12 protein-coding genes are annotated in these 13,244 nt (G+C 74.2%); 7 read left to right on the top strand and 5 right to left on the bottom strand.

What is annotated here, in order from left to right; all coding sequences use genetic code 11:
• The first annotated feature begins 12 nt into the window (after positions 1-12).
• On the top strand, positions 13-1,428 hold the full coding sequence (locus OG295_RS04595; protein WP_371675673.1) for a sulfatase: 1,416 nt from the start codon (positions 13-15) through the stop codon (positions 1,426-1,428).
• A gap of 30 nt (positions 1,429-1,458) precedes the next feature.
• Entirely contained in the window at positions 1,459-2,385 is a 927-nt protein-coding gene (locus OG295_RS04600; protein WP_371675674.1) for a formylglycine-generating enzyme family protein, read from the top strand.
• Positions 2,386-2,405: 20 nt separating this feature from the next.
• Here OG295_RS04600 and OG295_RS04605 read toward each other — a convergent pair whose 3' ends face one another.
• The 3 genes from OG295_RS04605 to OG295_RS04615 all read right to left on the bottom strand — a co-directional run bounded on the left by OG295_RS04605 (position 2,406) and on the right by OG295_RS04615 (position 5,876).
• Positions 2,406-2,951: a GNAT family N-acetyltransferase gene (locus OG295_RS04605; protein WP_371675675.1), complete on the bottom strand. Its 546-nt coding sequence runs from the start codon at positions 2,949-2,951 to the stop codon at positions 2,406-2,408.
• A 157-nt stretch (positions 2,952-3,108) separates the two neighbouring features.
• On the bottom strand, positions 3,109-5,328 hold the full coding sequence (locus OG295_RS04610; RefSeq protein ID WP_371675676.1) for an NADP-dependent isocitrate dehydrogenase: 2,220 nt from the start codon (positions 5,326-5,328) through the stop codon (positions 3,109-3,111).
• 194 nt (positions 5,329-5,522) lie between these two features.
• Complete coding sequence (locus tag OG295_RS04615) at positions 5,523-5,876, bottom strand: DUF805 domain-containing protein (RefSeq protein ID WP_371675677.1); 354 nt, start codon at positions 5,874-5,876, stop codon at positions 5,523-5,525.
• A 222-nt stretch (positions 5,877-6,098) separates the two neighbouring features.
• Here OG295_RS04615 and OG295_RS04620 point away from each other — a divergent pair, with 222 nt between their 5' ends.
• The gene (locus OG295_RS04620; protein ID WP_371675678.1) at positions 6,099-7,169 is read left to right on the top strand and encodes an NAD-dependent epimerase/dehydratase family protein; all 1,071 of its coding nucleotides are present in this window, start codon (positions 6,099-6,101) and stop codon (positions 7,167-7,169) included.
• Positions 7,170-7,299: 130 nt separating this feature from the next.
• Positions 7,300-8,820, top strand: coding sequence for a DUF4157 domain-containing protein (locus OG295_RS04625; protein ID WP_371675679.1), 1,521 nt, complete (start codon positions 7,300-7,302; stop codon positions 8,818-8,820).
• 65 nt (positions 8,821-8,885) lie between these two features.
• Here OG295_RS04625 and OG295_RS04630 read toward each other — a convergent pair whose 3' ends face one another.
• Together OG295_RS04630 and OG295_RS04635 are read right to left on the bottom strand one after the other, a co-directional pair.
• Positions 8,886-10,061, bottom strand: coding sequence for a sensor histidine kinase (locus tag OG295_RS04630; RefSeq protein WP_371675680.1), 1,176 nt, complete (start codon positions 10,059-10,061; stop codon positions 8,886-8,888).
• Positions 10,058-10,795: a response regulator gene (locus OG295_RS04635; RefSeq protein ID WP_371675681.1), complete on the bottom strand. Its 738-nt coding sequence runs from the start codon at positions 10,793-10,795 to the stop codon at positions 10,058-10,060. The genes OG295_RS04630 and OG295_RS04635 overlap by 4 nt, the downstream gene beginning before the upstream one ends.
• A gap of 122 nt (positions 10,796-10,917) precedes the next feature.
• Between OG295_RS04635 and OG295_RS04640 the strand changes: the two genes are divergently transcribed.
• From OG295_RS04640 to OG295_RS04650, 3 genes are read left to right on the top strand one after another with little or no spacing between them, the layout of a single operon-like run.
• Complete coding sequence (locus OG295_RS04640) at positions 10,918-11,628, top strand: glycosyltransferase family 2 protein (protein ID WP_371675682.1); 711 nt, start codon at positions 10,918-10,920, stop codon at positions 11,626-11,628.
• The gene (locus OG295_RS04645; protein WP_371675683.1) at positions 11,625-12,254 is read left to right on the top strand and encodes a DUF2064 domain-containing protein; all 630 of its coding nucleotides are present in this window, start codon (positions 11,625-11,627) and stop codon (positions 12,252-12,254) included. The genes OG295_RS04640 and OG295_RS04645 overlap by 4 nt, the downstream gene beginning before the upstream one ends.
• Positions 12,251-12,952, top strand: a complete 702-nt coding sequence (locus OG295_RS04650) for a class I SAM-dependent methyltransferase (RefSeq protein ID WP_371675684.1) — start codon at positions 12,251-12,253, stop codon at positions 12,950-12,952. The genes OG295_RS04645 and OG295_RS04650 overlap by 4 nt, the downstream gene beginning before the upstream one ends.
• The last annotated feature ends 292 nt before the right edge of the window (positions 12,953-13,244 follow it).

Here is a 13,244-nt window from a genome sequence, read left to right on the forward strand (position 1 = left end):
CAGGAGACCCTCGTGAGCGAGCACGACAGCACGCCCCGCACCCCCGCGGTGGCCCGCCGCGGCTTCCTTGCCGGTGCGGCGGCCGTCGCGGCCTCGGCCGCCACCCCGGCCCTCGCCCGGGCGGCGACGCCCGCAGCCGGCGCCGCCGGAGCACGCCCCAACGTCCTGCTGATCGTCACCGACGACCAGCCCCGGCACACCGAATGGGCCATCCCGAAGACCGTCGACTGGCTCGGCGGCCAGGGCGTCACCTTCACCCACGGGCACTCCGCGACCCCGCTGTGCGCACCCTCGCGCTCCTCGGTGTTCTCCGGCCGCCACGCGCACCACCACGGCGTCCGCAACAACGCGGCCTCCCACAGCCTCGACCAGTCCACCACCGTGCAGCGGTACCTCAAGGAGGCCGGCTACCGGACCGGGCTCTTCGGCAAATACCTCAACTCCTGGACCCTCGCGGACAATCCGCCGCACTTCGAGGAGTTCGCTCTCCTCCAGCCCGCCTACAACGACGCCCGCTGGAACGTGAACGGCACCGTCCAGCAGATCGACGGCTACACGACCAACATCGTCCGCAACAAGACCCTCGCCTTCCTCGACAAGGCCGCCACCGACAGCCGCCCGTGGTTCGCCTACGTCACCCCGTACGCCTCGCACGCGCCCAACGTCCCCGCGCCCAGGTACGCCGAGACGCCCGTCCCCGCGTGGAACGGGCGCCCCTCCGTCCCCGAGGCCGACCGCTCCGACAAGCCGCCCTTCATCCAGGACGCCACGGCCACCCTGGACGACGCCCGCGAGGTGCGCACCCGCCAGCTGCGCAGCCTGCTGTCCGTCGACGACGCGGTGCAGGCCATCCGCGACCGGCTGGTGGCGCTGGGCCAGCTGGAGAACACCCTTGTCATCTTCACCGGGGACAACGGCTACACCTGGGCGGACCACGGCTGGCTGAAGAAGTCGGTCCCCTACTCCCCCTCCCACGAGGTGCCGTTCTACCTGTCCTGGCCCGCCCGCGGGCTCGCCGCCGGCACCACCGACCACCGGATCGTCGCCAACATCGACATCGCCCCGACCATCCTCGAAGCGGCGGGCATCGGGCAGCCCGCAGGGCAGGACGGCCACTCGCTCCTCGGCGCCGCCGAGCGGGACCACCTGCTGGTCCAGTGGTGGAAGCAGGGCACCGGGGGTGGGGGACCCACGACCTGGGCCTCGTACGTCGCCAAGGACAAGCAATATACGGAGTACTACGACCTGCACACCGACGCGAGCGGAGCGGTCTCCGGCACCGGGCAGGTCTCCTTCCGCGAGTACTACGACCTGGTCGAGGACCCGTACCAGCTGAGGAACCTGCTGTACCAGGCCACCCCCGCGCAGGAACGGGCCCTCGGGATACCGGCGCTCGCCGCACGGCTGGCCGCCGACCGCACCGGCTGATCCGCCCACCGGCCCCTCCGGGAGAGACCCATGGCACCGAAGTCCTGCTGCGCGCCCGTACGCGGATCCGCCCCGCTCGCCCCGGCACCGGTCGCGCCGCCGCTCCCGCGGGCGGCTGACCCGGCGGCGGAGCGGGCCGTCCGGGACCTGCTGGACCTGCCGGGGGGCCGGTTCCTGATGGGTACCGAGGACCCGGACGGGTTCCCCGCGGACGGGGAGGGGCCGGTCCGGGAGGCGGTGGTCGGGGCGTTCCGCATCGCCCCGACCACCGTCACCAACGCCCGGTTCGCCTCCTTCGTGAAGGCCACCGGGCACGTCACGGAGGCGGAGTCCTTCGGCTTCAGCTTCGTCTTCGGCGGCTTCCTCGCCCCCACGGTCGCCGCCGCCTCACCGGCGGTCGCCGGGACTCCGTGGTGGCGGGCGGTCTCCGGCGCCGACTGGCGCCGTCCGGAGGGACCCGGTTCCTCTTCTCTGAGCACCCGCCAGAACCATCCCGTGGTGCACGTGTCCTGGAACGACGCGCAGGCGTACTGCGCCTGGTCCGGGACCCGGCTGCCCACGGAGGCCGAGTGGGAGTACGCGGCGCGGGGCGGGCTGGAGCAGCGCCGCTATCCCTGGGGCGACGAACTGCGGCCGGGCGGACGGTACATGTGCAACATCTGGAACGGGGACTTCCCCCGGCACAACACGCGCGCCGACGGCCACGCGGGCACGGCGCCCGCCCGGTCCTTCCGGCCCAACGGCTACGGGCTCTACCAGGCCGTGGGCAACGTGTGGGAATGGAGCGCGGACCGGTTCGGCGCGGACGGCCCCGAGCGGGCGATGCGCGGCGGCTCCCACATGTGCCACGACTCGTACTGCAACCGTTACCGGGTGGCCGCCCGCACCCGCAACACCCCGGACAGCTCGGCGGGCAACATCGGCTTCCGGGTGGCGGCCGGACCCCGCACCGGGTGATGCGGGGCGGGTGGGGCCGGTCAGCGCTGCCAGTCGGCCGGCTTCCACTCGGCGGCCGGCAGTCCGAGGATCACCTCGTCGAGGAACTCCCCCATCACCCAGGCCGATCCGCGCAGGGTTCCCTCCAGGGCGAAGCCCGCCCGGCGGGCCGCGGCGATCATGGGGGCGTTGTCCGCGAGGGTCTCCAGCTGGAGGCGGCGCAGCCCGCGCACGGTGAACCCGTAGAAGCAGAGCAGCTGGACCACCTCGGCGCCGAAGCCGCGGCCCCGGAAGGCGGGACGCAGCGACAGGCCGAGGTGGGCGTTGCGGTTGTGGGTGTCGATGCCCCACAGCAGGGCCTCGCCGGCCAGTTCGCCGGAGGTCCGGTCGACCACGGAGAAGAAGGCCTCGCCGCCGCCCGGTGCCCCCGGCTCGTACGGGGAGTGGCCGCCGGCGGCGGCGATCGGGGCCCAGGGCCGGGTGTCGGCGCGCGAGCGCGTGGCGACGTCGTCGTAGAGCTCGGCGTGGAGCACGGGCACGTCTTCGGGGAGCCGGGCGCGCAGCCCGGTCGATTGTCCTTGGATCACGGGGACTTCCTACGCCCTGCCCCGGGCCCGGCACAACCGGCTTTCCGCCCGGCGGGCGCGGCACGACCGGCTTGCCGCCCTCCGGGCGCGGCCCGGACACGGCTGCGCCCCGGCCGGGCACGAGGCCGGCCGGGGCGCAGTCGCGGAGCGCGGGGCGTCAGCCGAGCAGGGCGATCGCCTTGTTCAGCGTCGCGGAGGGACGCATGACCTCGGCGGCCTTGGCCGGGTCGGGCTGGTAGTAGCCGCCGATCTCGACCGGGGAGCCCTGGACGGCGATGAGCTCGCCGACGATGGTCTCCTCGGACTCCGTCAGGGTCTTGGCGAGCGGCTCGAAGGCGGCCGCGAGCTTCGGGTCGTCGATCTGGCGGGACAGCTCCTGCGCCCAGTACATGGCCAGGTAGAAGTGGCTGCCGCGGTTGTCGATGCCGCCCAGCTTGCGGCTCGGCGACTTGTCCTCGTTGAGGAAGGTGCCGGTCGCGCGGTCCAGGGTGTCGGCCAGCACCTGGGCGCGGGCGTTGCCGGTGGTGGTCGCGAGGTGCTCGAAGGAGACGGCCAGCGCGAGGAACTCACCGAGGGAGTCCCAGCGCAGGTAGTTCTCCTTGACCAGCTGCTGGACGTGCTTGGGGGCGGAGCCGCCGGCGCCGGTCTCGAAGAGGCCGCCGCCGTTCATCAGCGGGACGACCGACAGCATCTTGGCGCTGGTGCCCAGCTCCAGGATGGGGAAGAGGTCGGTCAGGTAGTCGCGCAGCACGTTGCCGGTCACCGAGATGGTGTCCTCGCCGCGGCGGATGCGCTTCAGGGAGTACGCGGTGGCCTCGACCGGGGAGAGGATCTCGATGGTCAGACCGTCGGTGTCGTGGTCGGCCAGGTACGTCTTGACCTTGGCGATCAGCTGCGCGTCGTGGGCGCGGCCCTCGTCGAGCCAGAAGACGGCCGGGACGCCGGTGGCGCGGGCGCGGGTGACGGCGAGCTTGACCCAGTCCTGGATCGGCGCGTCCTTGGTCTGGCAGGCGCGGAAGATGTCGCCGGCGGCGACCTTCTGCTCCAGGACCGTGTCGCCCGCGGCGTCGACGACGCGGACGGTGCCCGCGCTCGCGATCTCGAAGGTCTTGTCGTGGCTGCCGTACTCCTCGGCCTTCTGGGCCATGAGGCCGACGTTCGGCACCGAGCCCATGGTGGCCGGGTCGAAGGCGCCGTGGGCGCGGCAGTCGTCGACGACGACCTGGTAGACGCCCGCGTAGCTGCTGTCCGGGAGGACGGCGAGGGTGTCGGCCTCGGCGCCGTCCGGGCCCCACATGTGGCCGGAGGTGCGGATCATGGCCGGCATGGAGGCGTCGACGATGACGTCGGACGGCACGTGCAGGTTGGTGATGCCCTTGTCGGAGTCGACCATCGCGAGGGCCGGGCCCTCGGCGATCTCCGCGTCGATCGAGGCCTTGATCGCGTCACCGTCGGCGAGGGCGCCCAGGCCGTTCAGGATGGTGCCGAGGCCGTCGTTGGGGGACAGGCCGGCGGCGGCGAGGGTCTCGCCGTAGCGGGCGAACGTCTTCGGGAGGAAGGCGCGGACCACGTGCCCGAAGATGATCGGGTCGGAGACCTTCATCATCGTGGCCTTGAGGTGCACGGAGAACAGGACGTCCTCGGCCTTGGCCCGCTCGATCTGGTCGTTGAGGAAGGTGCGCAGGGCGTCGACGTGCAGGACGGACGCGTCCACGACCTCACCCGCGAGCACCGGTACGGAGTCGCGCAGGACGGTGACGGCGCCGTCGGCGGCGACGTGCTCGATGCGGAGCGTGCCGGCCTCGGCGATCACGGTGGACTTCTCGGTGGAGCGGAAGTCGTTCTCGCCCATGGTGGCGACGTTCGTCTTCGACTCGGGGGTCCAGGCGCCCATGCGGTGCGGGTGGGCCTTGGCGTAGTTCTTCACCGAGGCGGGGGCGCGGCGGTCGGAGTTGCCCTCGCGCAGGACCGGGTTGACGGCGCTGCCCTTGATCTTGTCGTAGCGGGCGCGGATCTCGCGCTCCTCGTCGGACTTCGGGTCGTCCGGGTAGTCCGGAAGGGCGTAGCCCTGGCCCTGGAGCTCGGCGACCGCGGCCTTCAGCTGCGGGATCGAAGCCGAGACGTTGGGCAGCTTGATGATGTTCGCTTCCGGCGTCTTCGCAAGCTCGCCGAGCTCGGCGAGGGCGTCGGCGATCCGCTGGCTCTCCTCAAGGTGCTCGGGGAAGCTGGCGATGATCCGACCGGCCAGGGAGATGTCACGGGTCTCGACATTCACACCGGCCGTCGACGCGTACGCCTGGATGACAGGCAGGAAGGAATACGTCGCGAGGGCCGGGGCCTCGTCAGTGTGCGTGTAGATGATGGTCGAGTCAGTCACCGGATGCTCCGCTCCACAGTCTGCGTCTCTCGTCTGCAACATTGCTCGACATCAAGATATCTCGTGATCGGGCCTGTCTGGACAGCCCCCTGCCGCAAGCGTGACGAGACGCGTGTCACCCCGGCGGGCCCGGGGCGCGCGAAAGGCGTCGCCCCCCGCCGTCAGTGGCGGGGGGCGACGCCTCCGGGCGGTGCCTAGGCCCGTATCTCCTTGGGGTTCTGGCCGTACTCGTTGGCTCCGGGGTGACCCTCGGTGGCCATCAGGACCAGGATCCAGACCCAGCCGACGAACGGGATGAAGCTCACCAGGTACCACCATCCGGACTTTCCGGTGTCGTGCAGGCGGCGCACCGAGAGGCCGAGGGACGGCAGGAGGACGGCGAGCGTGTAGATCCAGCCGAGGACCGGGTAGGTGCCGAGCACGAAGTCGAGCACCGTGAGGACGATCACGATCGGGATGTTCCAGAGGACGAACATCCAGTATTCCTGGCGCCGGGCACGGCCGGCGAAGTCCACGTACCGCTTGATGACGTCGAGGTAGTAGTTCACGAGTCCCCCCTGAGGACGGAACCTGCGGCCCTCCCCGTCGAATGGGCCGGGCCGGACTTATGCCCTCCTTACGGCACTCCCAAGCCACCTCGAACCACCTGAATATGGCCAGTCTCCCTGGTTTCAGGAGCAGTTGACCAGCAGCGGGACAGGAGTGACGAAACCCTTACGGAGGGGCGCGCCGAGCCCCGTCCGGCCGGACGGCTCCGTAGCGTCGGGTCCATGCGCGTACTCGTCACCGGAGGAGCCGGCTTCATCGGCTCGCACATCGTCACCGCCCTGCGCCGGCACGGCCACGACCCCGTCGTCCTCGACTCCCTGCTCCCCGCCGCCCACACGGACCCGCCCCCGCTGCCGGACACCGGGTTCCTGCGGGGGGACGTACGGGACGCCGAGGCGGTGCGGGCCGCCCTGAGCGGGGTGGACGCCGTCTGCCACCAGGCCGCGATGGTCGGCCTCGGCACGGGCTTCGCCGACGCCCCCGCGTACGTGTCCGCCAACGACCTCGGCACGGCGGTCCTGTTGGCCGAGACGGCGCGCGCCGGGATCCGCGGACTCGTCCTGGCCGGATCCATGGTGGTCTACGGGGAGGGCCGGTACGCGTGCCCGCGCCACGGGGTGGTGCGCCCGGGACCCCGCCGCGCGGCCGACCTGGACGCGGGCCGCTTCGAACCGCTGTGCCCCGCGTGCGGCGCGGAGCTCACCCCGGGCCTGGTCGCCGAGGAGGCCCCGGCCGACCCCCGGAACGTCTACGCCACCACGAAGCTGGCCCAGGAGCACCTGGCGGCCGCGTGGGCCCGCGACACGGACGGCCGGGCGGTGTCGTTGCGCTACCACAACGTGTACGGCCCGGGGATGCCCCGTGACACCCCCTACGCGGGGGTGGCCTCGTTCTTCCGCTCCGCGCTCGCCCGGGGCGAGGCCCCGCGGGTCTTCGAGGACGGTGGCCAGCGGCGGGACTTCGTCCACGTCACGGACGTGGCGCAGGCGAACGTGGCGGCCCTGGAAGCCCTGGAGTCCCCCGGCACCCTCCCGGCCGGCCTGTGCACCCCGTACAACACGGGCAGCGGGGACCCCCGCACGATCGGCGAGATGGCCTCGGCCCTGGCCACCGCCCACGGCGGGCCCGCCCCGGTGGTCACCGGCGAGTACCGGCTGGGCGACGTCCGCCACATCACGGCCGACTCCGCCCGGCTGCGCCGGGACCTGGGCTGGCTCCCCCGCACCCCCTTCGCCGACGGCATGGCGGAGCTGGCCGCCTCCCCCCAGCGCCCCTCGGCCGCCGCCGTCTGAGGCCGACGGCCCCGAGGGGCCCGCCGGGTGCCCGATAGGCCCACCGGTCTGCCCCCGGGTCCCTGGTGGGCCGCCGGCCTCCGTGCGAGGTTGGTCCGGATCGACCGGACTCCCTTCCGAAGGAGCGCGCGTGGCCCCGATACGGGACGAAGACCGGAAAGCCGACGGCGGGCGCGCGCCCGGACGCACGCGCGCCCCTTCCGCGGCGCCGCCCGCCCACGGACTCGTGGGTCTCCAGGGCGGGCCCGGGAACGCCGCCGTCGTCCAGATGCTGCGGCGGGCCGGACACGCGTGGGCCCAGGACCGGCACCGGCACGGTCCCGGTTGCTCGCACCCGTCGCAGGGCGCCCCGTCACCGGGCCCCTCGGTACAGCGGTCCGCGGACGGCCGTGGCGACGGGGAGCGGCACGAGGGCGGCGAGGACCGCGGTCACGGCGCCGCGACGGATACCGGACCGGCCGGCCTGCGGGCCCTGCTCGACGCCGCCAGGGCCACCCCGGGCCGCGCCCTTCCCCCGTCGCTGCTCGCGGAAGCGGGGCCGTTCTTCCGGAACGACCGGCTGTCCGCCGGCCGCTTCCACGACGACCCCGTGTCGCAGCGGGCCGTCGAGGCCATGGGCGCCCGGGCCATGACGATCGGCGAGCACATCTTCGCTCCCCCCGGGGCCCTCGGGGACAAGGCGCTCATCGGCCATGAACTCAGCCACCTCAGCGAGAACCTCAACGGTGTGCGCGAGAGCGGCGTCAGCGGGGGCGACGGAACGACCGTCACCGACCCCGGCCAGCCGTCCGAACTGATGGCGGGGGCCGACGGAGCCGCCTTCGCCGCGGGAACGGGGACCGCCCCTTCCGTCCTCCGACGAGCGAGCACGGGGCACGCGGGAACCGGTGGCACCGGGCGGAGCGGCCAGGCCGTCCAGAGGGCCCGGCACGGTTCGTCGTCGACCTCGGCGGGCCGCCAGTCCCAGCGGCGTCAGCGTGTGCGGGTCGGGGACCTGCGGCACGCCGAATACCTCGTGCGGCCCGACTGGGGGCCCACGCTCGGCAACCGTGGCGGTGGCAGCTGGGCGAACGCGGTCCTGGGGCCGCTCAGCCTGCAGAACGTGCGCTCCAATTCCAACGCCCGGCTCCCCCCGGCCATCGACGACGCCCGGGCGGCGTATCCGCACCTGACGTTCATCGCGGGGCACCTGCTCAACGAGTGTTTCGGCGGACCGGGCCAGCGGTCGAAGAACCTCACCATCCTGCTCTCCGGCGCGAACGGCGCCCACAAGGGCTACGACGATCCCCTCAAGAACGCGGTGGACGACATGCGGCGCGTCTACACGTTGCTCTCCGATCTCTACCTTCCCATCGACACCCTCAGGTTCGGTGTCGAAACGACGGTCACCGCCTCCGCGTCACAGGGTTACGCGTGGTCCGAAACGGACTATCCCCAGAAGTACATATCCGAATACCTGCACTGCGTGGCCCGGATCCACGGCGGCGAACAGGTATGGGACTGGATAGAGCAGGCAGAGGAGCAGGACCCCGGCAACCGGGATTGGGCGCAGGTCGCCGCGTACCTGCGCCGGGTGGAGGACTGGGTGGACCAGGCGAACCGGCACCAGATCATCACCAACACCCCCGGTGGCGCCCTCCTGGCGCTCTAGGCCCGACGCCACGCCGCTGCCCCGTCGCCCCGTCGGTGGGGCAGCGGGGTGGCGGGGCGGCGGGGTCAGGACGCCGCGGAGCCCACCGGCAGCGTCACCTCGAAGCGGCAGCCGCCGGGGACGTTGTGGACGGCGGTGCGGCCGGCGTGGGCCTCCACGATGCCCCGTACGATCGCCAGCCCCAGCCCGGCCCCGGCCCCCGCCGGGCGCCCGGCCGCCGAGGCCCCCGCGCCCGTGTCCGCCGCGGGCACCGGCGTGCGCGCCGCCGCCCCCCGCCAGCCCGTGTCGAACACCCTCGGCAGGTCCTCCGCCGGGATCCCCCCGCAGCCGTCGGTCACCGACAGCACCACGACCCCGCCGTCCGCCCCGGTATCGGCCGCGATGGCGACCGTACCGTCGGCCGGCGTGTGCCGGATCGCGTTGACCAGCAGGTTCGCCAGGACCCGGGACATCTCCTTGGCGTCGACCTCCACCGGGACCCGCTCCACCTGCTCCCCCACCAGCCGGACCCCGTGCTCCCGCGCCAGCGGGTCGACCCCGGACAACGCCTCCGCGACGAGGTCGTACAGCGACATCCGGCTCGGGCTCAGCGCCAGCGCCCCCGCGTGGATGCGCGACAGCTCGAACAGGTCCCCGACCATCGTGTTGAGCCGCTCCACCTCGGTGCGGATCTGCCGGTGGTAGCGGCCGGGATCGGCGGCCATGCCGTCCTCCAGTGCCTCCGACATCGCCCGCAGCCCGGCCAGCGGGGTCCGCAGGTCGTGCGAGATCCAGGCGACCAGCTCCCGCCGCGAGGCCTCCAGAGCCCGCTCCCGCTCCCGCGAGGCGGCCAGCCGGTCGCTGGTCGCCGCGAGCTCCCGGGACAGCGCGTCCAGTTCGGCGGTGGTCTGCCCCGGCGGCGCGGCGAACCGGCCGCCGTCACCGAAGTCCCGCGCGGCCAGGGAGAGTTCCCGGCTCCGGGCCACCACCCACCGGCCCAGCAGCAGCGCGGTGGCCAGCGAGACCACCGCCGCCATCGCCACCACCAGGGTGACCACGCCGAGGTCGTGCGGGGACAGGAACATGGCCTCGGCCACGGCCAGCGTCCCGGCCAGCATGGCGGTGACCGTCACCCCGGCGATCACCGCGAGGGAGACGGCGACCGAGCGGCGTCGCACGAGGCGCAGCACCCCCGCCCCCAGCACCCCCGCGCACGCGGCCCCGCCGAGCGCGAACAGCGCGATGAGCAGCACGTCCTTCACGCCGCCACCGCCCCGCCGGGCTCGAAGCGGTAGCCGACGCCCCACACCGTCTGGATCAGCCTCGGGCTCCCCGGATCCTCCTCGATCTTGGCGCGCAGTCTGCGTACGTGCACGGTCACCGTCGACAGGTCCCCGAAGTCCCAGCCCCACACCTCGCGCATCAGCTCCTCCCGCCCGTGCGCCCGTCCGGGATGCCGAAGGAAGTGCGCGAGGAGGTCGAACTCCCGCAGGGTGAGGGCGAGTTCCGCTCCGCCGCGGGTGGCCCGGTGCGTCGCGGGGTCGAGCGAGAGCCCGGCACCGGTCAGCGGCGCGGGCACGGCGGCGGCGGCCGCGGCCCGGCTGCGCCGCAGGACGGAGGTGACCCGCAGGACCAGCTCGCGCGGGCTGAACGGCTTGGTGACGTAGTCGTCCGCGCCGACCTCCAGGCCGGTGATCCGGTCGTCCTCGTCGCCCCGCGCGGTCAGCATGATCACGGGTACGGGTCCGCTCGCGCGCAGCCGCCGGCACACCTCCAGCCCGTCGATCCCGGGCAGCATCAGGTCGAGGACGACCAGGTCCGGGCGGGCCCGTCCGGCGGCTTCGAGGGCGCCGGGGCCGTCGCCCGCCTCCTCCACGGCGAACCCGGCCCGCCGCAGGTAACCGGCGACGACCTCGGAGACGGTCGGGTCGTCGTCGACGACGAGGATCCGCGCGGGCGCCGTTTCGCGCGGGGACGCCTCTTCCATGCTGTTCATGCCCCCAGCCTCCCATCCGGCGCCCGCCACCGGACCCCGGCCCGGGACCCCCGGGGGTGACGTCCGCGTTTCGTAAGGAGCGCGGGACCCCGTTCGGGGCCCGGCGTTCCTACGGTGAGGACGTGACCGTGACCGTGAGTGTTGATGTCGTCCTGCCCTGTCTGAACGAGGCCGAGGCCCTGCCCTGGGTACTCGCCCGCATCCCTCCCGGCTGGCGGGCCCTGGTCGTGGACAACGGGTCCACCGACGGCTCGGCGGAGATCGCCCGCTCCCTGGGCGCCACGGTGGTGACCGAGTCCCGGCGCGGGTTCGGCGCCGCCTGCCACGCGGGGCTGCTCGCCGCGCGGGCGGAGGTCGTGTGTTTCTGCGACTGCGACGCCTCCCTGGACCCCGGGCTGCTGACGGGCTTCGTGGCCGCCGTGGCCTCCGGCGAGGCGGACCTGGTGCTGGGCCGGCGCCGGCCGCGGGGCCTGCGCGACTGGCCCGCGCACGCCCGGGTGGGGAACCTGGTGCTGGCCCGGCTGCTGCGCCGCCGGACCGGGCTGCCCCTGCGCGACCTGGGCCCGCTGCGCGCGGCCCGGCGGGCCGGCCTGCTGGGCCTGGAACTGTCGGACCGCCGCTCGGGCTACCCGTTGCAGATGGTGGTGCGGGCCGCGGACGCGGGCTGGCGGGTACGGGAGGTGGACGTGCCGTACCTGCCGCGCGCCGGGAAGTCGAAGGTGACCGGCACCTGGCGGGGCACCTGGCAGGCCGTCCGCGACATGAGCCGGGTGCTGGCCGAACCCGCCGCGCCCGGCGCCCGCGACCGCGCCTCCGTCGGGGGGACCCGGTGAAGACGACCCTGCTGGTGATCGCGAAGGAACCCCTGCCGGGCCGGGTCAAGACCCGGCTCACCCCGCCGTTCACCCCGGCCGAGGCGGCCGCCCTGGCCGAGGCCTCGCTGGCCGACACCCTGGCCGCAGTCGCCGCGACCCCCGCCGCGCGCAGGGTCCTCGTACTCGACGGGCGGCCCGGTCCCTGGCTGCCGCCCGGGTTCGAGGTGCTCCCGCAGTCCGCAGGGACCCTGGACGAGCGTCTCGCGGCGGCCTTCGGAGCCTGCTCCGGGCCCGCGCTGCTGATCGGCATGGACACCCCGCAGGTCACGCCCGCGCTGCTGACCGTCGACTGGGACGGGTACGACGCCTGGTTCGGGCCCGCCGTGGACGGCGGCTTCTGGGCACTGGGCCTCGCCGAGCCCGACCCCGGGCTGCTGCGCGGGGTGCCGATGTCGGTGGCGGAGACGGGAGCCGTCCAGTACGCGCGGCTGCGGGCGGCCGGGCTGCGGACCGGGCGGCTCCCGCTGCTGCGGGACGTGGACACGGCCGAGGACGCCCGGCGGGTGGCGGCCTCGGCTCCGGCGGGGGCGTTCGCGGCCCGGCTGGCGGCCCTGCCCGGCGGTGCGCCGGCGGTGCGGGGGTGACCGCCGCCGCGGCCTGGACGGCCGACGACCCGTACTCCCTCGCCCTGCGCAGCGGCCGGGGTCCCCTTTTCCTGCGGCGCGGGGACGGCTGGCTGTTGCCGCTGGAGGTGGAGCGCTGGTGCGAGGCCCCCGACGAGGCGGACCGGACCGTGCTGGGGCGCTGCCGCGGGACGGTGCTCGACATCGGCTGCGGCCCCGGGCGGCTGGTGGCGGCGCTGGCCGCCCGGGGCCACCGGGCGCTGGGCATCGACGTGAGCCCGGAGGCGGTGGCCCGTACGGCCCGCGCGGGCGGCAGCGCCCTGCGCCGCTCGGTCTTCGACTCCCTTCCCGGCGAGGGGCGTTGGGGCACGGCCCTGCTGATCGACGGGAACATCGGCATCGGCGGCGACCCGGCGGCCCTGCTGGGCCGGATGGCAGAGGTCCTCGCCGCCTCGGGGTCTCTGATCGTGGAGTGCGAGGAGGTGGAGGTGGACGAGCGCTGCGAGGTCCGGGTCGCGGACGGCCGCGGCGCGCAGGGCACGCCCTTCACCTGGGCCCGCGTCGGTGCCGCCGCGCTGACCGCGCACGCCGGGGCGCAGGGGTGGGTCCGCGCGGACCACTGGACGGTCGCGGGGCGCGTGTTCGTGGAACTGCGGCGTCCTGGAAGGACGCTCCCGCGGCCCTCGGACCGCCGGTCGGGGCGGACCGTACGCCCCTGAACGGTCCGGCGCCGCCCGGTGCCGCCCGGTGCCGACCGGTGCCGACCGGTGCGGTCGGGTGCCGTCCGGTGCCATCGGGTGCCGTGTCTGCGGCGGGCTCCGGCGCGGCCGCCCGCGGCCGCCCGCGGGCCGGGTCCGCGGGCGGTCGCGCCGCGCCGTACGGGGACGGCGCCCGGACCGTTCCTCCTGCTCAGCGGCGCTCGTTGGACTTTCCGCCGATGGTGTCCGGCGGCCATGGTCCGGACAGCGCATTGCGCGGGGAGGTGCCGGCGCCTTGGATCGACGAGATCAA

The organism is Streptomyces sp. NBC_01276 (assembly GCF_041435355.1).
In the GTDB taxonomy this organism is placed as follows: Bacteria; Actinomycetota; Actinomycetes; order Streptomycetales; family Streptomycetaceae; genus Streptomyces.